Raw genomic sequence first — 25,619 nt, forward strand, 5'->3', positions numbered from 1 at the left:
ACTGACGCCATCGATTCTTCGTGGTGGCCGACGTCGGATGGACGACGGTCGCGTGCCGGACTGCTTCTCAGGCCGGCACCTGGTGCTGTGCGGTTGCCCTCAGGCGCTCGCGGGGGACGGCGTAGGGGATGGCAGGGGGGCGCTCGCGGGAAGGGCGTGGATCGTCACGCCCTGGACGACGCGGTTCACTGCGCCCGACGGGAACGGGTTGTCGGGGGTGTTCCCGAGGGTGAGCGAGAACTGCAGCCCGAGCAGCTGAGCGCTCACCGCGAACGGCAGTGCCAGTGCCGCGTCGGAGACGTCGTCGAGCCCCTCGACCTGCCAGGGATCGCCATCCGCCAGGCCCGCGATCCCGCCCGCGCTGATCGTGACGACGCTCGTCGTGCCGAGCGCGCGGCGCAGCTCGTCGGTGATGTCGAGGTCGTACTGCCGGGTGTACGGATCGTTCGACAGGAAGACGATCGCGAGCGTGCTGTCGTCGAGGACGGCCTTGGGCCCGTGCCGGAATCCCAGCGCGGAGTCGGAGTAGGAGACCACGCCGCCGGCGGTGAGCTCGAGGAGCTTGAGGGCCGACTCTCGGGCGAGCCCGCGCAGGGGCCCGCTGCCGAGGTACACGATCCGCTCGTACCGGCCCTCGGCGAGCGCACGCACTGCCGGGCCCTGAGTGGCGAGGATTCGCTCGGCCGCCACGGCAAGGCGCTCGGCGAGCATGTCGTCGCGCGCCGTTCCCGCCAGCGTCAACCACGTGGCCAGCGTCATGCAGGTGAAGCTGCCCGTCATGGCGAAGCCCTGGTCGTCGGAGAGCTCCGGCATCAGCAGGACCAGGGACCGGTCGGCGTGGGTGTGGCGGCGGAAGAGCTCGCCAGCGGAGTTGCAGGTGACGACCAGGTGGTAGACCTCGCGCAGGCACTGGTCGGCGAGCTCGGTCGCGGCGACGCTCTCGGGGCTGTCCCCCGAACGTGCGAACGAGATCAGGAGCGTGGGGCGGTCCTCCGCGAAGCACTCGAGCGGGCTCGAGACGATCTCGGTGGTGGAGACGGCGTCGACGCGCCGGTGGAGCTCGCGCCGCAGAGCCGGGGCCAGGACATCGCCGGCGAAGGCTGACGTGCCCGCGCCCGTGAGCACGATGCGGAGATCGTCTCGGTCGAGGAGCGGGCGCAGGAACGCTTCCGTCCGGGCGCGCCGGTCCACGACCGCGCCACCGACCTCGCGCCACAGTGCGGGCTGCTGGAAGATCTCGCGCGCGGTGTGCTGGGCGCCGCGCGCGACCAGCTCTTCGACGGTGTAGCCGAGCGAGGCGGATATCACAGTGAGCTCCTCAGGGAGGGGTTGGCGGAGCGCGCGTAGACACGCAGGACGTCCCGGACGCGATCGATCGCGAGTGCTGCCGGGTCCGGGGCGACCTCGCCCCGGCGGACCCGGGCGTACTGGCCGGGCAGGTACTGGCTCAGCAGGGGCAACGGGATCTCGATCGCGGCGAGGTTGGCGAGCAGCCGGGCCTCGGCGGCGTGGATCTCGGGATCGGGCCAGTAGTAGCGGACGCGGTCGCTGTAGCTGAACTGGCGCGCGATCCGCTGGTCGTGGGCGTCCCCCTCGTAGTAGCCCTCCCACCAGTGCGGCTCGTCGAGCATCCGTCGCTCCACGACCGCCACAAGGCCCGACCGATCGTCCGCGGGGACCAGCTCGTCCTCGATGGCTGCCAGCGCGAACAGCGCCTCGCGGAGCGCGAAAGTGAGGCCGGGACCGACCTTGAGGATCGCCCAGTGGTCCTCGACGAGCTCCGTGAGCCGCTCGACCGTCTGGTAGTCGGTGGAGTGCGCTTCGAAGACCAGGCTCGGGTAGCCGTCGACGACGCGCCGCAGCTCCGAGGTGCGGCCGCGGTCGTAGTCGACGACGCGGGCGTGGTCGAACTCGACACCGGGCTGGACGACGAAGCCGACGACCCGCTCCCAGGCGGCCGAGAGTCCCGCGTCGGCGAAGGCCTTCTCGTGGCGGACGAGAGTCGCCCGGGCCGCCTCGTCGGACGTCGGCGCCAGCGCCTCGATGGTCTCGTGCGCACCCCCGGGGACGGGCACCTCCGTGCCGATCACGTACAGCACGGAGCTGCTGCCGAACTCGCGGACCGCGACCTCCTCGGCGACCGCCGCCAGGCGCGCCGCACGACGGGCGACGACGTCGTCGGTCAGCGGAACCGGATCGCCGGCGCACACCATGCTGCAGTCGAGGTGGATCTTGGTGAAGCCGGCGGCGACGTATGCCGCGACGAGCGCGTCGGCGCGGTCCATCGCAGCGTCCGGACCGAGGTCCCGCCAGGTGTTGGGGCCGAGGTGATCGCCGCCGAGGATGACCCGCGAGCGGGGCAGGCCGACGCGGTCGGCGATCGCGAAGACGAGGTCCCGGAAGTCGGCCGGCCGCATCCCGGTGTACCCCCCGAACTGGTCCACCTGGTTGGAGGTGGCTTCTACCAGCACGGCGCCGCCGTCCTGGCGGGCCTGGAGGACCGCGGCCTCGAGCACCAGCGGGTGCGCCGAGCAGACCGAGGGCATGCCGACCGCCTCGCCGGCCTTGTGGCGATGGATGGTCTCGAGCAGGAGCTGGGACACGGTTCTCCGATGGGTGGATGAGGCGAGGGCTACACCGCGACGCTGCGGGATTCCGTGGAGTCGAGGTGATCGTTGATACCGGAACGTTAACCGGATCAATCAGTATTTTGCACGAAACGCTCAGTTTGGCTGCGCACTTCGGCACTGTTCACGCTGAGGGCGGCGCAGCGGGTCGAGAATGTGGAACACGCAGGACCGCCTCCCGCACGCCGCCACCTGAGGAGCTCGAAGCCGTGGAGAAGTTGGTGAACGTGCTGGGAGCAGGACCTGCGGTGCTGGCTTTCGACGTCGGCGGGACGGACGTCAAGGCCGCCCTGATCGACGACGTCGGCGCGATCTGCGACGTCGTGCGCGTGCCGACGCCGCGCGACGGGGCGCGGACCGCGGCCGCCGTCGTCGCCCTGGTCGGCGAGCTCGGCCGGCGACTCACGGCGAACCACCCGCACGTTCGGCCAGCGGCTGCCGGGCTGGTCGTGCCCGGCTACGTCGACGACGAGGCCGGCATCGGGGTCTACTCCGAGAACCTGGGCTGGACGGACTATCCCTTCCGGGACCGGGCGCAGGCGGAGCTCGGGCTACAGGTCGCCTTCGGGCACGATGTCCGCGCGGCGGGCGAGGCGGAGTACCGGCTGGGCGCGGCGGCGCCTTTCGGTGACGTGATCGTCATGACCCTCGGCACGGGGATCGCCGGGGCGATCTTCGTGCGCGGCCAGCTCTACGCCGGGGCGGCATGGCGGGCGAGATGGGTCATTCGCGCGTCGCGGACGAGCCCGACTGCGCCTGCGGGGGTCGTGGCTGCCTCGAGGCGGTCGCCTCCGCCAGCGCGATCGCCCGGCGCTACACCCGCGCGACCGGGGTCGCCGTCACGGGCGCCAAGGACGTCCGGGACCGGGCCCGGCGAGGTGACCCGGACGCCATCGGGGTCTGGGAAAGCGCCCTCGACGCCCTCGCCCTCGACCTCTCGCACTCCGTGGCGCTCCTGGCGCCGGAGGCCATCGTGCTCGGCGGCGGCCTGTCCGAGGCGGGTGCGGACCTCTTCGACGCGCTCGAGCGACGCCTCGACGCGCTGCTCACCTTTCAGCGTCGCCCGAGGCTGCTGCGCGCGAGCATCGGCGAGAACGCCGGCGTCATCGGTGCGGCTCTGCGGGCCCGCGACCTGGTCGGCTCCCGGACTGCACCCGGTCGCGACCCTCGGCCTTGGCCTGGTACATGAGCTCGTCCACCCGGCGCAGCACCGACGTCGCGGAGTCGTCGGGCCGCAGGTCGGTGACGCCGAAGCTTGCGGTGACCCGCACCCCGAGAGCCACGGTGAGCTCCTCGGGCAGGGTCTGCCGCAACCGCTCGGCCAGCTGGACCGCCTGGTGGTGGTCGGTGGCGGGCGTGACGAGCACGAACTCCTCCCCGCCGAGCCGAGCCAGGAGATCGCCGTCGCGCACGGTGCGGCCCGCGACCTCGGCGACGACCCGGAGCACCTGGTCCCCGAAGTCGTGCCCGAACTGGTCGTTGACCTGCTTGAAGTGGTCGAGGTCGAAGTACACGACGCAGACGGGGTGCGCGGGGCCGACGAGCCCGGCCTGGAATCCGAGCTCCTCGAGGAGGCGTCGCCGGTTGGCGATGCCGGTGAGCTCGTCCAGGTACGCCATGTCGCGCATCCGAGAGGCGGTCGCCTCGGCTCGTGCGGCGTCGGCCACCGCCGAGGTGACGTGCTCCTTGGCCCGCGACAGCACGAGGAGCAGGACGAGGAAGACCCCCAGGTACACGCCGTACCGCACCGCCAGCCAGAGGTAGTCGTCACCACCGGGTCGCTGGGCCAGCGCCGCCGCGACCGCGGCGGTGATGAGGCCCGAGTAGACCGCGCCGTGCACGAGCGCGGTCCGGGTGCCCTGGAACAGGAAGCCGACGATGAGGCACACCACCACGCCGAGGAGAGGGGTCGGGATCAGCGAGGCCCAGGCGCTCGCGGCGTCGGGGGCTTGGGTGATCCGGCCCACCGCGATCACGACCCACCACGCCTCGAGGAGCACGAGAATCGTGATGGCCGTGCGCAGGGCCCATCCGGGCCTGCGGAGCAGGATCCACCCGAAGACCAGGAGCACTGCGCCGAGCGGCGGGTAGCCCCAACGCACCCAGGGATCGAGGGGTCCGTCCCTGAGCCAGGTTCCGGCGATCACCGGGGCACCTACCGCGATGCCGAGGACGACGACGCGTCGAGCCAGTCCAGCGAGGCCCTCTCCGCCCTGGAGGTCGGGCCGTTCGGCACGACGCTCCACGCGACCTCACCCCCTGCCACCGGGTCACCGGTCGGGGAGCCCCGGTGTGTTCCGGGCGGGGTGGCATCGGCCGGCCGGTGGCACATTCTCACACCGTCCGGGTCGACAGCGACCAAGGAGTCCACGGACCGCGGAGCGCAGGGAGAACGGGCCCCGGTGGGGCATGCCTTCCCCCTATGGTCGAGGCGGCCTGACCGTCGGCCGCTCGCCCACCCATCTCGTCTGCATACAGGAGCCCGTGCATGGACCGCCGAACCTGCGCCACCCTGGTGGCACTGACACTCAGCTCGCTTGTCGTGGCGGGATGCAGCAGCTCCACGGGGAGCTCGACCGAGGTGGGTCCTCAGGCCACAGATCAGGCGGTGACGTCCTCCGAGGCGAGCCTCGGTTCGTTCCGGGTCGGGGACTGCTGGCAGGAGGACGACGTCGCCGCCGCCGCCCAGTGGTTGGTCTGGAAGGGTGGTGACCAGGTCGACTGCGGCACCAGCCACAACTCGATCACGTTCGCGGTCCCGCTGCTCGGGGACGACTTTCCCTACTCCGTCGATGCTCACGGCAACCTCATGGAACCGACCGAGGCCGCCGCCGCGACGGTCGGGTTCGCCTGTCGCTCGCAGGCGGGTGACCTGCTTCCTCCGGGTGCTCCCGAGTCGAGCATGGTGACCGTCGCCTGGTATCTGCCGACCGGCGAGCAGTGGCGGGCAGGGCAGCGGCAGGTCCGGTGCGACCTGACCCTGCAGGCATTCGACGTGAATCGCAGCGAGCCGACGATGCGCCCGATGCCAGCCACGTTGGCCGACCTCGCGATCGCGGAGCGCTCGGATCCGCTCGCGTACGAGGTGTGCGCCCTGACCGAGGACGGCGTGGCAGCAGGACCGTTCGAGAGCCCGACGACGACAAAGGTCGTCAGGTGCGACGGCCCGCACACGTGGCGTTGGCTCCAGGGGACTCAGATGGCGGCGGCCGCCGATGCGCCGTACCCCGGCGATGCCACCATCGAGGCGGCCTACGTCAGCGCCTGTGCACAGTCCGATCCGGATCAGGTCTGGTGGGCGTTCCCGCCGACCGCGGCGTCGTGGGCGGCGGGAGATCGCGCCATCGACTGCTGGTTAGGTAAGGATCTACCCGCACCGCGCAGCGCGTAGCGCGTCCTTCTACTCCAGGGGTCCCCATGGGCACATCGCAGTCCACCCGAGCTGTCGACGACCGGGCGTCGTCGTCCATCGACACACGCCGTCGCGCGATCGGGCGTATCGCCCTGGGCTGCTTCCTCGTCTTCGCGGGGATCACCCACCTCACGGTGAGCCGTCAGGAGTTCCAGGCGCAGGTGCCGACCTGGGTGCCGCTCGACGCCGATGCGGTGGTCCTCGCGTCGGGCATCGTCGAGATCACGCTCGGCACCGCCCTCGTCGTGGTCCGGCGCCGACGTCGGGCCATCGTGGGCGGGGTGGTCGCGGCGTTCTTCGTCGCGGTCTTCCCGGGCAACATCTCCCAGCTCGTCACCCACACCGACGCCTTCGGCCTGGACACCGATGCCGCCCGCGCGATCCGGCTGGTCTTCCAGCCGCTGCTCGTGCTCTGGGCGCTGTGGTCGACGGGTGCCTGGCGGACCTGGCGGAACTATCGCAGCGCAGGGCACTCGGCTTGAGCGTCGGGGCCTGTGGATGACCGGAGCGGCGGTGGCGGGTCCAACCGTACGGTCGGCTTCCGACGTCAGGAGGCTGCTATGGCTCATGTGGATGACCCCCGAGACACGGCGTGGCTCGACCAGCACGCGCAGCTCGTCGCCGAGCACATCCGCGTGCACGGCGTGCACATCTCGTACGTGATCGGCGAGGCGCAGTCGCGGCGGACCTCGATCGCGTACACCGTCGGTCTGTTCGGCATCGGCCACCCGGAGCTCCTCGCGGTGGGTCTCGAGCCCGACGACGCGATGTCGCTCCTCAACCACGTGGCTGCGCGGGTTCGCGGGGGCGGGCAGCTGGTCGTGGGCGAGCTGTTGTCGTTCGACCGCTGGGCGCATCGCGTGGTGGTCGACCAGTCGCCGAACCCTGGCGAGATCGTCTTCACCGCGAACAGTCACTACCGGCGGCCGGACGTCGCGTCGGTCGAGGTGTACCAGCTGACCTACGACGACCTCGCCGGGCGCTTCCCCTGGGAAGACGGGTACGCCGTTCCCGCGTGGATCCAGCCGCGCCCGGGAACCTTCAGGGCGTGACCAAGGACCGAACGAACAGCTCGTCCGGTGCGTCAAGCCCTAGGGTGCGGGGACTGCGGGCAACGACCCGACCGGGCCGATCGGGTCGCCGTCGTTCGGGCAGATCCAGGTCGCGACGCCGTCGAGCACCACGGACCGCAGCGGGTGGCTGGCGCGATGGTGGGGGCACGCTGGCCAGTTCGTGGTCGACGAGCCCCACAGCTCCTCGATCACCCACTCCTGCACCTGGTCGGCGGCCGCGGCGATGCGGTTCGCCTCGGGTACGTCGACGACGATGATCAGACCCGTGCCGCCGCCCAGCATCGCGGAGGCCACCGTCGGGTCGTCCACCCACCCGTACCTGTCCACGCCGGGCTCGGGTGAACCGGTCGCGCGCACGTCGCGCAGCACGGGGGCCAGGGCGCCGTCGAGCAGGTCTGCCATGGCGGGGATGCGAGGTGCAGCGGTGCCGGTCGGCGCTGCGGTGACAGACGGCCGCGTGGGGAGGTGCGGCGCCGCGCCCTCGGTGAGGACCAGCTTGGCCACGAAGGCGTCCGGCGACGTGGCAGCGATGGCAGCGCCGTCGGGTTCGGCCCCGGCCAGGAGCACCAGGCCCAGCCCCGCGACGGGCACGCACGCGTAGAGCGCGAAGGTGCGCGGGCCGCGGTGGTCCTCGGCCCACGCCAGCGCCTCGACGACGTCCTGGGCGTCGAGCTCGAACTCAGCCGCTGCGCCGCCGTCGAAGAAGCGCACGCGGTACGTCGGCGAGCGGACCTCCCAGGTCTCGTCGCGCGGTTCGATCGGCACGGCATCCATGCCTGCATCCAATCAGGCCGGGCGGCCGTCCGACGCCGAGGCCTGGTCACGCTCGATCCGGGGGAGCGGACGCAGTGCCGGCACCGCCTGGTCCACGGCGGGCAGGCGTCCTCGGGCGGCGATCGGCCAGAGGTCGCTCGCCGTGACGGTCAGGTCGCCGCTCTGCCGGATCAGCAGCTGGGTGGTGATCACGCCGGGGAGCAGGACCAGTGCGGCGGTACCGAGCACCAGGGAGGGGCCGAGCACGATCAGCCCGCTGACCTCGGCCCCGGTGAGCGCCGCGGCGACGCCGGTCCAGAGGATCAAGTTGAGCCGGGCGGTTCCCGCCAGGGGGCGAAGGACGCGATGGGGTTGGGCGGGCCGATGACCGAGCAGGCGTTGCAGGCGTCGTCGGGCCGGCACCGACAGGAGCAGGCCGACGGCGAGCGCGACCGCGAGGATCGCGAGGGCGACCACCCGGCCGCCGCCGATCGGCGCGACGAGGACCGCCATCGTCCCCGGCACCCCGCCCTGCCGCGCGGCGTGCGGGTCGGGGGTGACCACCAGCGCCTTCGGGGCGAGGGTTGCCGCGGTGACGGCGAACGTCCCGAGGACCGCGAGGACGGTCGTCGCCCAGGGGAGGACCGACCGGGCCCGCAACCGCACGCCCGCGACGTCGACGACGACGAACGTGCCCTCGGCCGCTCGCTCACCGGGCAGGGGTGTGAGCTGCTTGAGCCTCGCCTTCTCGCGCTGCCGGTCAGGCCGGAACATGAGCGACAAGGCGGCGACGACCGAGATCACCCACCAGAACCAGGCGGGTGGCAGGGTGCCGAAACTGAGGAGGACGAAGACCGGCAGCATCGGGCCGAGGCCGCTGAGGGCGTCGCGCACCGGAAAACCAAACCCGTCGATGTCGTCGGCGGCCCAGGCCCGGTAGCTCGCGGGGATCCGGCGACCGAAGAAGCGGTACATGAGCCAGGCGCGCAGCGGCGGGTGCTCACGCAGGCGGGTCGCCCACCCGCCGCGCAGCAGGTCGATCGTGGTGCGGGTGCCGAGCCGGTGCGCGTCCGGGCCGGCGAGGTCGGCCACCAGGCCCATGAGCTCGGCCCCGCGCAGCGCCCTCCACCGAAGCGGGTACGCCCGCACCCAGAACCTCAGCCTTCGGGCGAAGTCCGCGTTCATCGCGGGGCCGTACCCCGAAGCCGCCCTCGGCGCCGTGCTCATCACGCACCGCCGAGTGCGGGGTGGGGGCCCAGGACGGACTGCGCCCGCCGGGTCAGGGCGCGCAGCCGGGCGGTCTCGCCCACGAGGGCGGCGGAGCCGGCCTCGGTCAGCCGGTAGTAGCGGCGCAGCCGGCCGTCGACCACCTCCTCGCCGCTCGCCTCAACCAGCCCGGCGGTGCCCATGCGGTCGAGCAGGCCGTAGAGCGTGCCTGCCCCGAGCCGGGTTGCGCCGTCGGACAGCTCGAGCACCGCCCCGACGATGCCGTACCCGTGTCGTGGTTTCTCGGCCAAGGAGAGCAGCACGAGATACGCCTGTTCAGTCACCCGAAAACCCATAGACGATATATACCGCGCCACGAGTGATAGGGCAAGCAGGCGTCGGCTACCGGGCGGTGACCCGCTCGTACCTGAGCAGGACGACGCCGTTGGTGAAGGTCCGGCTCTCGACGAGCCGGAGCGGGGTCCGCTCGTCCGCCAGCGCGAACAGCGGCTTGCCCCTGCCGAGCAGGACGGGGTGCAGGTAGAGCCGGTACTCGTCGATCAGGTCCAGGTTCCGGAAGGACTCGATCAGGCCGGCGCCGCCCACCATCAGGTCCCCGCCGGGCTGCGTGGCCAGCGCCCGGACCTCGTCGGCGACGACCGCCGGGACGACGGTGGTGTTCCAGCCGGCCTGCTGCAGGGTCCGGGAGTAGACGAACTTCGGCATGTCTCGCCAGATGCGCGCGAACTCGGCCATCGGGCCGGTGCTCGACGGGTCGGCGTCGGCGGTCGGCCAGAAGTCGGCCATCAGCTCGTAGGTCACCCGGCCGTCGAGGAACGCGCCCATCGTGGCGAGCTCCTCGTTGAAGTGGGTGTGCAGCTCGTCGTCCACCAGGTGCCAGTCGAGCTCGCGACCGGGGCCCTCGATGTAGCCGTCGACCGAGATGGACATCCACGCGATGATCTTTCGCATGGCTGTCATTGTGCAGCAACGCGGATCTTTCGGTCCGGAGGCGTTGTACGCTCGCGCGATGTCAATTCCCTCTGCAAATTGCCGGATCGAACGACAGGTCGAATGGATCGACACGGACGCCGCGCAGATCGCGCACAATTCCGCGATCATGCGCTGGGTCGAGGCGTGCGAGGTCCAGCTGATGCGGGACCTCGATCTGATGGGCTTCTTCCCCGCGTCGCCGCGTGTGCAGCAGACGGTCAACTTCACCGCCCAGCTGAGCTTCGGCCAGGGGGTCGAGGTCGAGCTCACGGTGGCGAAGGTCGGGACGGCGTCGCTGACGTTCGAGTTCGCGGTCACCGGGAAGGCGTTCGAGGGTCGCCCGGCCATCCCTGCGGCGCACGGCACGGTCACCGCGGTGCACGTCCCGCTCGGCAGCGTGTCGTCCGCGCCGTGGCCCGCCGAGGTCCGGGCCCGGCTCACGGCGGCCAACTGGACACCCCTGACCCCGCGGGCCGCCGTCGCGTGAGGTCGTAGGCTCGCTGCCATGCACTGCTCCTACTTCGCCGCGGAGCGGTGCCGTTCCTGCACGTGGATCGAGCGGCCGTACGCCGAGCAGCTCGCCGCCAAGCAGCGCCGCGCCGAGGGCGTGCTCGGCGGGGAGTCGGCCGTGCACTGGCTGCCACCGCTCGCGAGCCGCGAGTCCGGCTTCCGGAACAAGGCGAAGATGGTCGTGGGCGGCACCACGCGCGAGCCGTCGCTCGGCATCCTCGACCGGGAATCGGTCGGCGTCGACCTGCGCGACTGCGGGCTGTACCCCGCGGGCATCCGCGCCTGCTTCCCGGTGCTGGCCGAGTTCATCTCCCAGGCCGGTCTGACGCCGTACGACGTCCCCAGGCGGACCGGCGAGCTCAAGTTCTTGATCGTCACGCAGTCGCCCGACGGCGAGCTCATGCTCCGGTTCGTGCTCCGCTCGCAGGAGTCGGTCACGCGGATCCGCAAGCACCTGCCCGACCTGCTCTCTCACCTGCCGCAGCTCACGGTGGTGTCGGTCAACCTGCAGCCGGAGCACAAGGCGATCGTCGAGGGGGAGCGCGAGATCCTGCTGACCGAGCAGGAGACCCTGCGCATGCGCGTCAACGGCATCGACATGTACCTACGGCCGCAGAGCTTCTTCCAGACCAACACCGAGGTGGCCGCCGCGCTGTATCGCCAGGCACGCGAGTGGGTGTCCGAGCGCGCGCCGCGGTCGGTCTGGGACCTGTACTGCGGCGTCGGCGGGTTCGCGCTGCACTGCGCCGATCCGGGGCGCGACGTGACGGGGATCGAGACCAGCCGGGAGGCGATCGCGAGCGCGGAGCTGAGCGCCCGCCAGGCGGGCCTGGACCGCACCCGGTTCCAGGTGGGTGACGCCACCGCGTTCGCCCTCGGCGCGCGCCGGGCACCCGACCTGGTGATCGTGAACCCGCCGCGCCGCGGTCTGGGCGCCGAGCTCTGCGGGTGGCTCGAGTCGTCAGGCGTGCCCCAGGTGATCTACTCCAGCTGCCACTCCGGGTCGCTGGCCCGCGACCTGGCGGCCCTGCCCTCGTTCAGGCCGAGCCGCGCCCAGCTGCTCGACATGTTCCCGCAGACGGACCACCACGAGGTGCTGACCCTGCTGGAACGCACCTGAGCAGGCGTCACCCCTTGAGCAGCCCGCCGCCGACCCAGGCGCGGATCGCGGCCACATCCTGCGGGCCCAGCTCCATCCGGGCACCCCGGCACAGCCCGACGACGTTCTCGGCCCAGGTCTCGGCGACCTGCTTCGCGGTGGGCTTCGCGGTCAGGTCGAGCCCGGAGTAGAGCACCCCGGCGATCACCGTGTTGACCGAGGCCCGGCCGATGGGTGCGCCGGCCGCCTGGCACGCGTCGCGCACACGTCGCGCGGTCTCGGGCCGGACGAACGGGACGGCGCGGACGTCGTCGGCCAGGGTGGTGAGCAGGATGCGGTACCGGTCGGCGGGGAGGTTCGGGATGTCGGTGACGTCCACGACCTGACGCTGCAGCGGTGGCAGGTCGACACCGGCGGCGCTGGGGAGGTCCGCCTCGCTGAACCGTTTCGGGTCCCACACGTAGCCCGGGGCGGGGCGGGGCGCCGACCCGAGATCGGGGAGCGTCCGCTCGAGCCACGGGAAGAAGCCCCCCGCTCCGTCCCAGTCCGAGGTGGTCAGGGAGGGGTCGGCCCGCTGGGCGGACTGCGCCACGACGTCCCCGGTGAGCGGTCGGTCGGCCGAGCGCACGCGTCGCAGCACCGCGCGGCGCGCCTGCAGGCCGGCCGACGAGATGGAGGTGCTGACGGCGCTCGCCTTCGGGGCTGCGGCGGACCCGGTCGAGGTCCCGCGACCGTGCTCGGCGGAGCGGGGTGCGACGGCGGGCTCGTCGAGGTCGCGGTCGGGGTCTTTGACCAGCTCGGCGAGCTCGTCGGCGGTGATGACGGTGTCGGCCACGGCGCGGTAGGCGCTCGCGGCGGGGCTGGCGGTGATGATGGTGACCCGCCGGTCGGCCGCCCGGCACCGGATCGCCAGCGGGGTGAAGTCGGCGTCGGCGGAGAGGATCACGAACTCGTCGTAGTGCGTGGAGGCGCTGAGCGCGTCCACGGCGTCGAGCACGAGGTTGATGTCGGCGCTGCTCTTGCCCTGCTGGGTGAGCGAGGGGCAGTCGACGACGCTGAACCCGGCGCGCGTGAAGTTTGGCCGGAACTGCGAGAAGGCGGACGGGTTGAGGTAGCAGGCCCGGATGAGGAAGCGCCGGGAGAACTCGCCGTCGGCGTCGCTGCCGTTCTCCAGCCCGGTCAACCAGTGGGCGGGGGAGCTCGCGAACGCCTCCGCGGCCGTGGGGTCCAGGCGTCGCAGGCCGATGTACACGTTGTCGAAGTCCACAAACAGCGCGCACCGCAGTCGGCGGACGGTCTCGGGGTTCTCGGTGGTCGTCACGAGGCCATCATGCTCGCCCTCGGGCTCAGGCCCGCAGACGCAGCCGTCCCCGGTGACCGAGGGGCACCGGGGACGGCTACGTGCGAAGCGTCGTACGGGCCCGGGTCAGGCCCCGAACCACTCCTTGACCCGGTTGGCGATCGCGTGATCGAACTCGTCGTCGTTGTGCCGGGCGCGCAGCCACTGGGCGAAGTCGCCCTCGGCCACCTTGTCGATCTCGCGGCGGCACTCGGCGGTGTCGGTCACCGCCCGGTAGAGCATCTCCTCGGCCTCGGCCGGCGTGCGGTAGATGAACGGGTAGCCGGCGGGCAGGATGGCCCGGGCCCACGAGTGGTCCGGGAACACGCCGACCGCGCCGGCGACCAGGGCCTCGATGTACTCCAGGCCGTAGGACTCCTCCCGAGCTGTGGCGAGGAAGGCCGTGGTCCGCGCGAGCGCTTCCCAGTAGTCCTCCCGGCTCGCGGTCAGCGGGCCGACCCAGGCCCACCGGTGCCGGCCCAGCTCCATGGCCTGCTCGGAGATGAGGTGCGACTCGTGCAGCCGCGCCTCCACCTTGATCGGGGTCCGCTTGGCCAGCCGCTCGACGACGTCGAGGAACAGCTGAGGCTGCTTGCGGTCCGACAGGTAGATCGCCGGGTAGAGCACCACGGGAACCGGCTGCTCGTGCCGCGGGCGCAGGTGCTCGAGGCGGATACCGAGGTTGACCCAGGCGATCTGGGCCTTCTCGGCGATCGACGGGATGGTGCCGCTCGAGACGATCTCGCGGACCTCCGACGCGGTGCGCTCGGAGTTGGCGAAGGTCGGGAACAGCGCGCAGGACAGCGCGAGCGCCGCCCGCTGCACCGGGTGGGTGTACTGCGACGTGCTCCACCAGACGAAGTTCATCAGGTGTGGTTCGTCGCAGTTGGCCTTGAGCGTCTGCCAGATGCTCACCGAGTCGATCACGTCCATGGTGATGACCACCGTGTCCGCGCCGTCGATGAACTCGAGCGGGATCATGTCGAACCCCGCGCAGTGCCGGGTGGCGGGCCCGATGAGCACCGCGTCCGGGAACACCCGCAGCAGGCGGCGCACCAGGGTGGCCCCGGCATCGTGACCGGCGACATGGCCGTCCGGGTCGACGTACGCGGCCCCGTACCGGATCGCGAGCTTCATCAGTTGTCCCCCACTCCGGATTGCGCCAGCGCCGAGGCCCGGCGCAGGCTGTCGGCCGTGGCAGCGCCACCGCCGGGCTGTTCGTCCTGATCGATGTCCATGCTGTCGTCCTCGAGCGAGGTCTTGATCCGCATGCCGTAGAAGGACCGGTACACGAAGTAGGCCGAGGTCACGAAGAACACGGCCGCCAGGATGCGTACGAGCACCCCGTCGCCCTCGTTCGTCAGGCTCACTGCCAGCTCGACGGCGAGCAGCCCGAACAGCGTCGTGAACTTGATCACCGGGTTGAGCGCGACCGAGGAGGTGTCCTTGTACGGGTCACCGACGGTGTCACCCACGATCGTGGCCTCGTGCAGCGCCGTGCCCTTGGCGTGCAGGTCGACCTCGACGATCTTCTTCGCGTTGTCCCAGGCGCCGCCCGCATTGGCCATGAAGATCGCCTGGTACAGGCCGAAGATCGCGATGGAGATCAGGTAGCCGATGAAGAAGTACGGCTCGACGAAGGCGAACGCGAGGGTCGCGAAGAACACGCCGAGGAACATGTTGAGCATGCCCTGCTGGGCGTACTGCGTGCAGATGGCCACGACCTTGCGCGAGTCGGCCTCGCTGGCCTTGGTCACGCCGTCGAGCTTGATCGTGTTCTTGATGAACTCGACCGCGCGGTAGGCGCCCGTGGTGACCGCCTGGATCGACGCACCCGTGAACCAGTAGATGACCGCGCCACCGGAGATGAGTCCGAGCAGGAGCGGCGCGTGCAGCAGCGAGAGCTTGTCCATGTCGGTCGTGAGCCCGTTGGTCAGGCTCATGATGATCGAGAAGATCATGGTGGTGGCGCCCACGACGGCGGTGCCGATGAGCACCGGCTTGGCCGTCGCCTTGAAGGTGTTGCCCGCGCCGTCGTTCTCCTCGAGCATCTGCTTGGCCTTGGTCCACTGGACGTCGAAGCCGTGGTCGCGCTTGAGCTCGGCCTCGATCCCGTCGACGTCCTCGATGAGCGACAGCTCGTAGACGCTCTGGGCGTTGTCGGTGACCGGGCCGTAGGAGTCGACCGCGATCGTGACCGGGCCCATCCCGAGGAACCCGAACGCCACCAGGCCGAAGGCGAACACCGCAGGGGCGATCATCAGGGCGCTGAGGCCCAGACCGCTGATGAGGTACGCGCCGGCCATGAGGCCGACGGTCGTGATGCCCAGCCAGTACGCCGAGAAGTTACCGGCGACCAGCCCGGACAGGATGGTCAGCGAGGCGCCACCCTGGCGCGAGCTCTTGACGACCTCGCGCACGTGCTTGCTGTGCGTCGAGGTGAACACCTTGACGAGCTCGGGGATGATCGCCCCGGCCGCGGTGCCGAGCGAGATGATCGTCGCCAGCTTCCACCACAGCCCGTCGGTGAGCGTGTCGCCGAGCACGACGTAGGTCATGGCGTAGGTCGCCGCGATGCACACCCCGGAGGTGATCCACACGAGGGAGCTGAGCGGGACCTCGAAGTTCATCCGTTCGGCGTGCGCGTAGTGGGCACGAGCCCACGCGTCGTTGACGAAGTAGGAGATGACCGAGGCGATGACCATGACCACGCGGACCGCGAAGATCCACACGAGCAGGCTGGCCTGGATCGCCGGGTCGTTGACCCCCAGCAGCACGAACGTGATGAGGGCGACGCCGGTGACGCCGTAGGTCTCGAAGCCGTCCGCGCTCGGGCCGACGGAGTCGCCGGCGTTGTCGCCGGTGCAGTCGGCGATCACGCCGGGGTTGCGGGCGTCGTCTTCCTTGATCTTGAACGTGATCTTCATCAGGTCGGCGCCGATGTCGGCGATCTTCGTGAAGATGCCGCCGGCGATGCGCAGCACGGCGGCCCCGAGGGACTCACCGATCGCGAACCCGATGAAGCACGCACCCGCGAGGTCGCGGGGCAGGAACAGCAGGATGACGAGCATCATCGCCAGCTCGATGCTGATGAGCACCATGCCGATCGACATGCCCGACTTCATCGGGATGCGGTGCATCTCCAGGGGGTGCCCGCGCAACGACGCGAACGCGACGCGCGAGTTGGCGAACGTGTTGACCCGGATCCCGTACCACGCGACGGCGTACGAGCCGCCCATCCCGATCAGGGAGAAGGCCATGACGATCGCCACGCGCCCCCAGGTGAACCCGACGAGGAAGCCGTAGTAGACGACGATGACCGTGCCGATGAAGAGCCACAGCATCAGCAGGAACTTGCCCTGCTGCACCAGGTACGTCTTGCACGTGGAGTAGATCAGCTCGCTGATCTCCCGCATCGAGGAGTGCACGGGCAGCGCCCGGAGCTGGACGAAGCTGACGGCACCGAAGCCGATGCCGATCGCGCACACGAGCAGCCCGATGATGAGCAGGGTCCGGCCGGAGCCGCCGCCCATGATCGTGACGGTGCTCAGGTCCGGCAGGACGAGGCTGGCCTCGCCCCCGCCGGTCGATTTCTCGCCCGTCGTGGCCGACGACGCGCATCCGGACAGCGCCAGGGTGGCGAATCCGGCGAGCGCTACCGCTCGCACCGCGGCTCGGGTGCCGGGCGGTGACGTGCCGTCACCAGCGCGCGCGGCTGCGCGGCGAGGCTCGAAGGGACGTGCGGATGCACTCTTTGCGGTGCGACCGTCAGATTGAACGAAGCTCACGATGTGCCTCTGGCCTGCCTGAATAGCGACTTTGCTAGGACACGGCCACGCTATGCCGGGGTAAAGGGCTCGATGTGTGACCTTCGACTCAGGTGGCACATCGGGCGGACCTCAGGTGAGCGGCGCCCGCCACGTCAGGAGCGTGCCGACGCCGGACGCCGGCGGTCCCAGAGTGAACACTCCGCCGCCGTGGTGCGCCCGGTCGGCCAAGTTCCTGGTCCCCGAGCTTCTGTCGCGCGCCGGATCCAGGCCGATGCCGTCATCCTCGACCTCGATGACGACCGAGCCGGTCGATCCCGAGCCGCCCACCGTCACCCGGACGGCGACGGACGAGGCGTGCGCGTGCCGGGCGGCGTTGGCGAGCCCCTCCCGCACGACGGCGACGACGTCGTCGGCCCGGTCGGGACCCAGGACGTCGTCCATCCGGCCGCCGAGGTCGCCGCGCGGGCCGACGACGACCCGCCCTTCGAAGGTGATCTGCAGGGTGGGGGAGAACCGGAGACCGGGGCGCGCGATGAGCGACTCACGGTGCAGCCGCTCCACGAGCGTGGTGGCCCGGCCCTGGTCGTGCAGGGTGCGCACGATCGCGCGGATCTGCTTGACGGACGAGTCGAGCCCGTCGAGGGCATCCTCGAGGATCGCGTCGATCTCGGCCGGGGTGTCGCGCAGCGCTGCCTGGCCGCGCGCGGACTCGAGCTGCATGCCCGTGGCGAACAGCTGCTGGATCGCCAGGTCGTGCAGGTCGCGCGCGATGCGCTGGCGCTCGTCGAGCAGCGCGCCGACGTCCTGGGTGTGCCGCGCCTGCGCGAGGATCAGCGCCAGCGCGGCCTGCGCCGCGAACGACTGCGACATCACCAGGTCGCCCGGGGTGAACGGCGGCGAGCCGACGCTGCGCAGCAGCACCAGGACGCCGACGCTCTGCTGACCGGTCCGCAGCGGGGTGTACACGGCCGGCCCGAACCGGCTCAGCGGCTCGAGCTGGGGACGCTCGGCGGTCGACAGCGAGGTGACGACGGTGCCGGAACCGTGTGTGTAGGCCCCCCAGGAGAGCCCGTCGCGGGCCATGGTGAGGCCGAGCAGCTTGTCCTGGGCCCGGCCGTTGACGATCTCCATGATCAGCTCGCCACCTACGCCGGGCAGCACGAGCGCGGCCGTGTCGGCACCGGCGATCTCGCGTGCGGAGGCGGCGATCTGCTCGAGCACCTCCTCCTCCTCGACCCCTTCGAGGAGCATGGTCGTGATCTGCTGCCCGGCCCGGAGCCACCCCTCCCGGTGCCCGGCCGCGGCGTACAGCTCGGCGTTCTGGATGGCGACCGCGGCCGCGGCGGCCAGCGCGGCGACGAGTGTCTCGTCCGCGTCCTCGAAACCGCCCCGCTTGTCCGAGAGGTACAGGTAGCCGAATACCTCCCTGCGGACGCGCACGGCGGTGCCGAGGAACGACCCCATGGCCGGGTGCTCGGGGGGCAGCCCCCGGAAGGACGGGTGCTGGGTGAGGTCGGCGAGGCGGAGCACCCCGTAGGCCGGGATCTGGCCGAGGACCCCCACGGCGTGCGGGGGATGAGGTAGTGCGGCCACGACGTCGTCGGGCAGCCCGCTCTGGACGAACGTCGTCGAGGCGCCGTGCTCGTCGAGGATGTTGATCGCCCCGTAGCGCGCGCCGGTGAGCTCGGTGGCGGCCTGCACGAACCGTTCGAGCAGGCTCGGCAGGTCGAGGTCGGCGGCGAGCGCGAGGACCGCGCGGAGCAGGTCGGTCGAGGCGTCGGTCGAGGCGTCGGGCGTGCGTGGTCGCTCGTCGGTCGCCATCGCATCTCCTCAAGACCAGTCGGTTACTACACCAAGGTACGGCCAAAGGGGCGGGACGTTCGTCCTGAGGGGGTGGTGATCGCGCGAGCCGTCAGCTCGGGGCCGCTCGTTGCGAGGCGACCTCCGCCACCACCCGGCCGATCAGGTCGTACGGGGTGGGCTCGCGCAGGGGGAACCGCACGGTGCTCCTGGTCCCGCGGTAGGGCTCCACCTCTGCCTCGAGGGCGGCGCTCAGGGGTGGGATCGGGTAGAGCCCGATGTGGTGCTTCCACGCCGCGAAATACACCAGGTACCGGCCGTCGAGCATGACGGTCGGCATCTGGTAGCTGATCGTCTCGGCAGTGGTCGGCGCGACGGCCCGGATCGTCCGGCGGACCTCCTCGAGCCGGGTCGAGACGTCCTGCGGGAACGACCCGATGTACTCGTCGACGGTGGGATAGCTCGTCATGGGGGCTCCTCGGCACGCTCGAGCGGGGGTGGTCTGCCGCACTCATCCGACTCGCTCCGGCGGCGCGCCGTCAAGCACTACGTTGAGGGTTCGATGCCCGTTCTCCCTGCTCGGCGACGTGAGGACTCCCTGTGCTGACCAAGACGCGCCACGGCGAGGTGCTCGAGATCAGGCTGAGCCGGCCGCCCGTCAACGCGCTGACCCCCGAGCTGGTCGCGGTCCTGCGCGATGCGGTGCGGGTCGCGCCCGACGGCGGTTCCCGGGCGATCGTGCTGTCCGGCGCGCCGGGGGTGTTCTCGGCCGGGCTCGACGTCCCGGTGCTGGTCGGTCTCGAACGCGACGCCATGACCGGGTTCTGGCGCGACTTCGTCGACCTGCTGTCCGTGATCGGACGGTCGCCGATCCCGATCGTCGCCGCGGTCACCGGGCACAGCCCCGCCGGTGGGGCCGTGCTCGCGCTGTACTGCGACTACCGCGTGATGGCGCGCGGCGAGTACCGGATCGGCCTGAACGAGGTCCAGGTCGCGCTGGCGGTCCCGGAGGTGGTGCAGTTCGCCCTGCGGCGGCTGGTCGGCCCGCACCGCGCGGAGCGCCTCATGGTGGCGGGCGCGATGATCGAGCCGGACGAGGCCCTGCGGGTGGGCCTTGTGGACGAGCTGGCCGACGTCGACGACGTCGTCGCCCGCGCCGTGGCGTGGTGCCGGTGGCACCTCGACCTGCCGCCGGACGCGATGGCTGAGACGCGCCGGATCGCCCGGGCCGACCTGGCGGACGTGCTGGCGAGGGCCGTGCGCGACGAGAGTCCCGAATTCGTGGATCGCTGGTTCAGCACCGAGACCCAGGTGCGGATGAACGCCCTGGTCGCCACGTTGGCGAGCAAGGCCGGATGACCTTCCACGGCTGGACCGACGCGGTCCTCGACTTCTATGACGGCCTCGAGGTCGACAACTCCCGCGCGTACTGGAACGCGCACCGAGCGGTGTACGATGAGCAGGTGCGAGGGCCGATGGTGGACCTGCTGGCGGAGCTGGCCGACGAGTTCGGCGAGGCCAAGCTCTTCCGGCCGAACCGCGACATCCGGTTCAGTGCAGACAAGAGCCCGTACAAGACGAACATCGGCGCGGCCGTCGGCGGCCACGGCTATGTGCAGCTCTCGGCCGACGGGCTTGCGGCCGCGAGGGGCACGTACTCCTTCTCGCCCGACCAGCTGGCCCGGTACCGCCGCGCGGTCGCGCTCGACCTCCCTGGCGAGAACCTGGTCGCGATCGTGGACGCGGTCCGGGCCGCCGGGCTGACGATCACCGCTGCGGGGCAGCTGACGACGGCGCCGCGCGGCTACCCCCGGGACCACCCCCGGATCGAGCTGCTCCGGTACAAGGGGCTGGTCACCTGGAAGCAGTGGCCGGTCGAGCCCTGGCTCGCCACCGCCGCGGCGAAGGAGCGGGTGGTGGCCGTCCTGCGCTCGTCGGCGCCGCTCGTCGGCTGGCTCGAGAGGTACGTCGGCCCGCCCGAGACGTGACGGGATGAGGGCATCCTTACTGAAACGTGAGGAATATTTGACCCTATGCAACAACTTACTTTGACTTCCTGACTACCGACTGGGTGCTCGAGTCCCAGAAGTTCCCCGGTCGAGGAGTTCGCATGCTCGGAGTACGCGCACGGTTTTTCGGCAGCTACGCCCTCATCATCCTGTTGCTCGCGGTTGCTGTGACGATCGGGTTGGCGGGTGTCCGAGCGATCGAAGGCCAGACCCAGGTCATCACCGGCCACGCCGTGCCGTACCTCACGCATCTGGCCGACGCCAGCGTCGCGGCCAAGGCTGCCGCCGACGACGAGCGTGGCTTCCTGCTCACCGACGACCCCGCCTTCACCACCGAGTTCGACGCGCGGCTGACCACGGTGCAGGCGGCGCTCGACGGCGCTGCCGCGTCCGCCGCAGACGATGCGCAACGGCTCGCGGTCGAGGAGATCGCCGCCGGTTTCGCAACCTGGACCGCTCTGGTGCACGACGAGTTCGCCTTGCAGGCCAGCGATCCGACCGCCGCGGTCGACGTCGCGCTCGGTGCGAACCGTGATGCGCGCAAGGGGTACGAGGCGGCGATCGGCGCGGCTGTCGAGCAGGCCTCGCAGGCGCTGGCCGTCACGATCAGCGACCAGGAGGCCGCCGCGGGGCAGGTGCAGCGCACGCTCCTGGGCCTGCTGGTCGGAGCTGTGGCCGTGGCTGTGGCGATCGCGGTGTGGATGACGCGACAGGTCACCGTGCCGCTGCACCAGATGCAGGTGCTGGTCACGACCGCGGCCGCCGGCGATCTCACCGGCCGGACCACCCTGCGGTCGAAGGACGAGTTCGGCGCGCTGGGGGGCGCGCTCAACCGCATGTTCGACTCGCTCGGCGGTGTGCTGACGACCATCGCGGGCAGCGCGGCCAGTCTCTCGGCAGCGACCGAGGAGCTCAACCTGGCGTCGACCCAGATCGCGACCAGCGCGGAGGAGTCGGCGGTGCGCGCGAACGTCGTGGCCGCCGCCGCCGAGCAGGTCTCGACCAACGTGCAGACCGTGGCAGCCGGTACCGAGCAGATGTCGGCCTCGATCCGGGAGATCGCGAAGAACACGAACGACGCCGCGAGCGTGGCCGCGATGGCCGTGCGCGTCGCCAAGGAGGCGAACGACACCGTGTCCCAGCTCGGGCAGTCCTCCGCGGAGATCGGCGGGGTCATCAAGGTGATCAACTCCATCGCCGAGCAGACCAATCTGCTGGCACTCAACGCCACGATCGAAGCCGCCCGCGCCGGTGAGGCCGGCAAGGGCTTCGCGGTGGTGGCGAGCGAGGTCAAGGATCTCGCCCGCGAGACGTCCCGGGCGACCGAGGACATCAGCAACCGGATCGAGACGATCCAGTCCGAGACCACGGCGGCGGTAGCGGCGATCATCCAGATCGTGGAGATCATCGAGCAGATCAACGACACCCAGGCCACCATCGCCTCGGCGGTCGAGGAGCAGACGGCGACCACCAACGAGATGAGCCGCAACGTGCACGAGGCGGCGCTCGGGTCGACCGAGATCGCCTCGAACATCGTCGGCGTCGCCGAGTCCGCCGCGATGACCACGGACGGGGTGACCCACACGCTCCAGGCGAGCGCCGACCTGTCGCAGATGTCGACCGACCTGACGGAACTGGTGGCCCAGTTCACCTTCGCGCGCGGCCGAGGCGACGACGACGCCAGCCGGTCGATCGAGGAACAGCTCACGCGTGCGATCGGTGCCCACGGGACGTGGAAGAAGAAGCTCACGACTGCGATCGCGGCGGGCTCGTCGAACCACGACGTGGCGACCGTCGCCCTGGACGACCGGTGCGACTTCGGCCGCTGGCTGCACGGGTCGGTCCCGGCCGAGGGCTCGACGGCGCACCACCGCACCAGCGTGCGGCTGCACGCCGGCTTTCACCGCGAGGCGGCTGCCGTCCTGCGGCTCGTTTCCGGCGGGGGGCAGGCCGAGGCGCGGGCCTCGATGGCTGCGGGCGGGGACTTCGCGGAGGCGTCCCGGCTGCTCACGTCGGCGATGGTCGACTGGCGCCAGGCCGTGGCCGCGCCGGCCCCGGTCGGGCGGTGAGCAGGAACTGGGCGGCGGCGGCGTCGAGCCGGGTGCCGCGCCGCCACACGGCGTTCAGCGAGCGGGACAGGTCGACGTCGGCCAGCGGGATCTCGACGAGGCGGCCGTCCCGGAGCTCGTTCGCGACCGCGAGCTCGCTGATGACCGCCGGGTAGGCGCCGGAGCCGACCAGCACCTTGACGGCCGCGTTGGAGTCGAGCTCGACGGCCGGGGGGACCAGCGTGTGGCCCATCGCGACGTGCAGCGTGTCGCGGGTGCCCGAGCCGTCCTCGCGGGAGGCCAACGGCATGGTCGCGAGCTCGTCGCGGCCCACCGGTCGGCGTCGGCGGGCCAGGGGATGATCGGGGGAGGCGACGAGCACCAGGCGGTCCCGGGCCACCGTGCGGCTGACCAGATCGACGGGGATCGCCGGGGTCTCGACGAAGCCGAGGGCGATCTCACGCGCCCGCAGGGCGGCGATGACGCCTTGCGAGTTCGCGACGCGCAGGTGCACGTCGGGTTTGCCGCCGCGGCGGCGGAACTGCCCGAGCCAGGTCGGGGCGAGGTACTCGGCGATCGTCTGGCTCGCGCCGATGCTCAGCTGTTCGGCGGCCCGGGCGGCCAGCGCCTGGCTCCCGGTCACCAGGGCGTCGGTCGCCTCGACCACGACCCGGCACCAGCCGGTGACCATCCGGCCGTGGTCGGTGAGCTGGGCGCCACGGGTGCGCCGTTCGAGGAGCTCGAGACCCAGCTGACGCTCGAGGACCTGGATGCGCTTGCTTGCCGACGGCTGGCTGATCTGGACGGCCCGGGCCGCGGCGGAGATGCTGCCGAGATCGGCGACGAGGGTGAGCACGCGGAGCGCCTCGAGATCGAGGGTCGGGTGGTGGGTGGACATCATCACATTGTCGCATGGGTATAGCCGATCGCTATGACCCTCTCGATCGGCCGTGGCTACCGGCTGGTAACTACAGGGGTGAGACTCATCCGGTGAGTGATCAACGTGAGCTTCAGCCGTCGTCGGGCCTCGAGTCGCGCGGCGTCCGATGGCTGCCGGGGCTCGGGCTCGCGGTCGCCGTCGCGGTCGTCGCGACGATCGTCGGCCGGCTCGTGCCGATCGTCGGCGGCCCGGTGACGGCGATCGTGCTCGGGGTGGGGCTGTCCCGGTGGGTCACGCCGCGCGCGCGGTTGCGCCCGGGGATCACGATGGCCAGTACCACCGTGCTGCAGGTCTCGGTCGTGGTGCTCGGCTCTCAGCTGTCCTTGGGGCAGATCGTGCGCGTGGGCGCCGACTCGTTGCCTGTGATGGTCGGGACCCTGGCCGCGGCGCTCTCAGCCGCGTACTGGATCGGTCGTCGCCTCGGCGTGAGCGGCAACCTGCGCACGCTGATCGGGGTCGGGACGGGGATCTGCGGCGCCTCGGCGATCGCGGCGGTCGCCCCGGTGATCGGCGCCGCGAGCGTCGAGGTCGCCTATGCCGTCTCGACGATCTTCGCCTTCAACGTGATGGCGGTGCTGGTCTTCCCCGTCGTGGGGCACCTGCTGGGCCTGAGCCAGCATGCCTTCGGCCTGTTCGCGGGGACGGCGGTCAACGACATGTCGTCGGTCGTCGCCACGGCGACCACGTACGGGTCGGTCGCCACGAGCTACGCGATCGTCGTCAAGCTCACGCGGACGCTGTTCATCATCCCGATCAGCCTGGGGCTCGCCGTGCTGACCGCGCGACGCACGCAGGGCGACCGTCCCACCGTGCGGATCAGCCGGCTCGTTCCCCGGTTCCTGATCGGATTCCTGATCGTGGCCGCGGCCAACACCCTCGGGCTCATCCCCGGTGCGGCGCACCCGGCGCTGAGCCAGCTCTCGGTCTTTCTCATCACGGTGGCGCTCGCCGCCGTCGGGCTGTCGACCGATGTGGCCGGGCTGCGGCGGGCGGGGCACCGTCCGCTCGTCCTCGGTGGGGCGCTGTGGATCGTGGTCTCCCTCACCAGCCTGGGGCTGCAGTGGTTGACCGGGGCCCTCTGACCGGCGGCTACCAGTGCGCCGGCCGCGTGCGCGCGGCCGGCAGCTTCGTGGTGATGTCGCCCTTGGCGGCGTCCAGCTGGGACTGGATCAGGAAGATGCTGTCGACCAGGTTGGCGCCGCGCAGGTCTGCGCCCCGCAGGTCCGCGCCGGTGAGGTCCGCCAGGCGCAGGTCTGCGCCCCGGAGGTTCGCCTCGATGAGGTAGGCGCCGCGCAGGTTGGCCCCGCGCAGGTCCGCGCCCGTGAGCTTGGCCCCGATGAGGTCGGCGCCGCGCAGGTCCTTCGGGTGGCGAGCGCCGGCGCGCGCGCGGTCGCTCGCGCGCACCAGCAGGGGGTTGACGTCCTGCCGGATCGACCCGATGTCGAGCGCCAGGAGCTCGACGGCGGTGCCCCGCGTGCGGCGCTCGGTCTCGTCGAGCGCGGCCGTGAGCTCGGTGCGCAGCGGCCCCGTCGGCGACAGCGCGATCGCCTCGGTCAGGTACCAGAGCAGCTCGTGGAGATCGCGCACGATCGGGAAGACCGCGAACATCTGCCGCGCGGTGGTCGGGGCGGACCGCCAGTCCTGCCCGCCGAAGATCACCTGGGCGACCTTCTGGCCGGCGCCGAAGCAGTCGTAGACGGTGCACCCCCGAAAGCCCTTGTCCCGCAGGCTCGTGTGGATGCCGCACCGGAAGTCCGCGAGCAGGTTCGGGCAGGCCTGGCCGGCGGGCTTGGTGAGGGCGAAGTCGGCCGAGGCGGCGAACGCCGGCGCGACGCAGCACAGCGCGAAGCAGCTCGCGCAGTCCGCGTGCAGGCTGCTGCGGTCGGCGGTGGGCGGCGTTCGGTCAGGCGGCTGGGTCAACGTGCCCCGTCCTTCGTCTCGCAGGAGTGGATGGGCCGGCTCGAGCCGATGGGCGAGCTCGCGACGACCCTAACGCGCGCGCGGTCCACAGGGCCCACGAGGGCAGCGGGGGAGTCCCGG

Annotated in this window: 23 protein-coding genes and 1 pseudogene; 10 read left to right on the forward strand and 14 right to left on the reverse strand. The window is 71.3% G+C overall.

All coding sequences use genetic code 11. The features are described 5' to 3' along the window. Window positions 1-99: 99 nt before the first annotated feature. On the reverse strand, window positions 100-1,308 hold the full coding sequence (locus VTA80_RS15655) for an SIS domain-containing protein (RefSeq protein WP_407342016.1): 1,209 nt from the start codon (window positions 1,306-1,308) through the stop codon (window positions 100-102). Then, a complete protein-coding gene (locus VTA80_RS15660) occupies window positions 1,305-2,603 on the reverse strand; it encodes a D-tagatose-bisphosphate aldolase, class II, non-catalytic subunit (RefSeq protein ID WP_407342017.1) in 1,299 nt (432 codons plus the stop codon). Before VTA80_RS15660 ends, VTA80_RS15655 begins: the two co-directional genes overlap by 4 nt. A 17-nt stretch (window positions 2,604-2,620) precedes the next feature. Between VTA80_RS15660 and VTA80_RS15665 the strand changes: the two are divergent. Next, window positions 2,621-3,816 (forward strand): annotated as a pseudogene (locus VTA80_RS15665) (ROK family protein). Here the strand turns inward: VTA80_RS15665 and VTA80_RS15670 are convergent. Continuing rightward, window positions 3,731-4,873, reverse strand: coding sequence for a diguanylate cyclase (locus VTA80_RS15670; RefSeq protein ID WP_407342018.1), 1,143 nt, complete (start codon window positions 4,871-4,873; stop codon window positions 3,731-3,733). The pseudogene VTA80_RS15665 and the gene VTA80_RS15670 overlap by 86 nt on opposite strands. A 242-nt stretch (window positions 4,874-5,115) precedes the next feature. On the opposite strand from VTA80_RS15670, the gene VTA80_RS15675 reads away from it, so the two are divergent. The 3 genes from VTA80_RS15675 to VTA80_RS15685 all read left to right on the forward strand — a co-directional run bounded on the left by VTA80_RS15675 (window position 5,116) and on the right by VTA80_RS15685 (window position 7,091). Then, entirely contained in the window at window positions 5,116-6,018 is a 903-nt protein-coding gene (locus tag VTA80_RS15675; protein WP_407342019.1) for a septum formation family protein, read from the forward strand. 26 nt (window positions 6,019-6,044) lie between these two features. Beyond that, complete coding sequence (locus VTA80_RS15680) at window positions 6,045-6,521, forward strand: hypothetical protein (RefSeq protein ID WP_407342020.1); 477 nt, start codon at window positions 6,045-6,047, stop codon at window positions 6,519-6,521. A gap of 78 nt (window positions 6,522-6,599) precedes the next feature. Continuing rightward, the gene (locus tag VTA80_RS15685) at window positions 6,600-7,091 is read left to right on the forward strand and encodes a DUF4262 domain-containing protein (RefSeq protein ID WP_407342021.1); all 492 of its coding nucleotides are present in this window, start codon (window positions 6,600-6,602) and stop codon (window positions 7,089-7,091) included. Window positions 7,092-7,130: 39 nt separating this feature from the next. Here the strand turns inward: VTA80_RS15685 and VTA80_RS15690 are convergent, their stop codons facing one another. Genes VTA80_RS15690 through VTA80_RS15705 form a run of 4 tightly spaced genes read right to left on the reverse strand, consistent with a single transcriptional unit; the run spans window position 7,131 to window position 10,043 of the window. Continuing rightward, complete coding sequence (locus tag VTA80_RS15690; protein WP_407342022.1) at window positions 7,131-7,886, reverse strand: hypothetical protein; 756 nt, start codon at window positions 7,884-7,886, stop codon at window positions 7,131-7,133. Between the two features lie 12 nt (window positions 7,887-7,898). Next, on the reverse strand, window positions 7,899-9,050 hold the full coding sequence (locus VTA80_RS15695) for a hypothetical protein (RefSeq protein ID WP_407342023.1): 1,152 nt from the start codon (window positions 9,048-9,050) through the stop codon (window positions 7,899-7,901). 41 nt (window positions 9,051-9,091) lie between these two features. After that, complete coding sequence (locus tag VTA80_RS15700; protein WP_407342024.1) at window positions 9,092-9,415, reverse strand: PadR family transcriptional regulator; 324 nt, start codon at window positions 9,413-9,415, stop codon at window positions 9,092-9,094. Window positions 9,416-9,473: 58 nt separating this feature from the next. Next, a complete protein-coding gene (locus VTA80_RS15705) occupies window positions 9,474-10,043 on the reverse strand; it encodes a dihydrofolate reductase family protein (RefSeq protein ID WP_407342025.1) in 570 nt (189 codons plus the stop codon). A 58-nt stretch (window positions 10,044-10,101) separates the two neighbouring features. Between VTA80_RS15705 and VTA80_RS15710 the strand changes: the two genes are divergently transcribed. Both VTA80_RS15710 and rlmC read left to right on the forward strand, forming a co-directional pair. After that, window positions 10,102-10,551, forward strand: coding sequence for an acyl-CoA thioesterase (locus VTA80_RS15710; RefSeq protein WP_407342026.1), 450 nt, complete (start codon window positions 10,102-10,104; stop codon window positions 10,549-10,551). Window positions 10,552-10,569: 18 nt separating this feature from the next. Further along, entirely contained in the window at window positions 10,570-11,694 is a 1,125-nt protein-coding gene (rlmC, locus tag VTA80_RS15715) for a 23S rRNA (uracil(747)-C(5))-methyltransferase RlmC (RefSeq protein ID WP_407342027.1), read from the forward strand. A 7-nt stretch (window positions 11,695-11,701) separates the two neighbouring features. Here the strand turns inward: rlmC and VTA80_RS15720 are convergent, their stop codons facing one another. The 5 genes from VTA80_RS15720 to VTA80_RS15740 all read right to left on the reverse strand — a co-directional run bounded on the left by VTA80_RS15720 (window position 11,702) and on the right by VTA80_RS15740 (window position 19,051). Beyond that, window positions 11,702-12,994, reverse strand: coding sequence for an NYN domain-containing protein (locus VTA80_RS15720; protein ID WP_407342028.1), 1,293 nt, complete (start codon window positions 12,992-12,994; stop codon window positions 11,702-11,704). A 105-nt stretch (window positions 12,995-13,099) separates the two neighbouring features. Continuing rightward, complete coding sequence (locus tag VTA80_RS15725; protein WP_407342029.1) at window positions 13,100-14,149, reverse strand: glycosyltransferase family 1 protein; 1,050 nt, start codon at window positions 14,147-14,149, stop codon at window positions 13,100-13,102. Beyond that, window positions 14,149-16,680 (reverse strand): sodium-translocating pyrophosphatase, encoded by a 2,532-nt coding sequence (locus VTA80_RS15730; protein WP_407342030.1) that lies wholly within the window; start codon window positions 16,678-16,680, stop codon window positions 14,149-14,151. Before VTA80_RS15730 ends, VTA80_RS15725 begins: the two co-directional genes overlap by 1 nt. 231 nt (window positions 16,681-16,911) lie before the next feature. Continuing rightward, a complete protein-coding gene (locus tag VTA80_RS15735; protein WP_407342031.1) occupies window positions 16,912-18,603 on the reverse strand; it encodes a GAF domain-containing sensor histidine kinase in 1,692 nt (563 codons plus the stop codon). 91 nt (window positions 18,604-18,694) lie between these two features. Next, window positions 18,695-19,051: an iron chaperone gene (locus VTA80_RS15740; RefSeq protein WP_407342032.1), complete on the reverse strand. Its 357-nt coding sequence runs from the start codon at window positions 19,049-19,051 to the stop codon at window positions 18,695-18,697. Window positions 19,052-19,182: 131 nt separating this feature from the next. Here VTA80_RS15740 and VTA80_RS15745 point away from each other — a divergent pair, with 131 nt between their 5' ends. From VTA80_RS15745 to VTA80_RS15755, 3 genes are all read left to right on the forward strand, one after another. Beyond that, window positions 19,183-19,941 carry an enoyl-CoA hydratase/isomerase family protein gene (locus tag VTA80_RS15745; RefSeq protein ID WP_407342033.1) on the forward strand — a complete coding sequence of 253 codons (759 nt, stop codon included), beginning with the start codon at window positions 19,183-19,185 and terminating at the stop codon, window positions 19,939-19,941. Then, window positions 19,938-20,570 (forward strand): DUF2461 domain-containing protein, encoded by a 633-nt coding sequence (locus VTA80_RS15750; RefSeq protein ID WP_407342034.1) that lies wholly within the window; start codon window positions 19,938-19,940, stop codon window positions 20,568-20,570. The genes VTA80_RS15745 and VTA80_RS15750 overlap by 4 nt, the downstream gene beginning before the upstream one ends. 122 nt (window positions 20,571-20,692) lie before the next feature. Further along, window positions 20,693-22,660: a methyl-accepting chemotaxis protein gene (locus VTA80_RS15755; RefSeq protein ID WP_407342035.1), complete on the forward strand. Its 1,968-nt coding sequence runs from the start codon at window positions 20,693-20,695 to the stop codon at window positions 22,658-22,660. On the opposite strand, the gene VTA80_RS15760 is transcribed toward VTA80_RS15755, so the two are convergent. Beyond that, window positions 22,599-23,537 (reverse strand): LysR family transcriptional regulator, encoded by a 939-nt coding sequence (locus VTA80_RS15760; protein WP_407342036.1) that lies wholly within the window; start codon window positions 23,535-23,537, stop codon window positions 22,599-22,601. The two genes, VTA80_RS15755 and VTA80_RS15760, sit on opposite strands and share 62 nt — an antisense overlap. Before the next feature lie 92 nt (window positions 23,538-23,629). On the opposite strand from VTA80_RS15760, the gene VTA80_RS15765 reads away from it, so the two are divergent. Then, window positions 23,630-24,661: a YeiH family protein gene (locus tag VTA80_RS15765; protein WP_407342037.1), complete on the forward strand. Its 1,032-nt coding sequence runs from the start codon at window positions 23,630-23,632 to the stop codon at window positions 24,659-24,661. A gap of 7 nt (window positions 24,662-24,668) precedes the next feature. Here VTA80_RS15765 and VTA80_RS15770 read toward each other — a convergent pair whose 3' ends face one another. After that, on the reverse strand, window positions 24,669-25,499 hold the full coding sequence (locus VTA80_RS15770) for a pentapeptide repeat-containing protein (RefSeq protein WP_407342038.1): 831 nt from the start codon (window positions 25,497-25,499) through the stop codon (window positions 24,669-24,671). Between the last annotated feature and the right edge of the window lie 120 nt (window positions 25,500-25,619).

The organism is Pengzhenrongella phosphoraccumulans (assembly GCF_045689905.1).
GTDB lineage: Bacteria > Actinomycetota > Actinomycetes > Actinomycetales > Cellulomonadaceae > Pengzhenrongella > Pengzhenrongella phosphoraccumulans.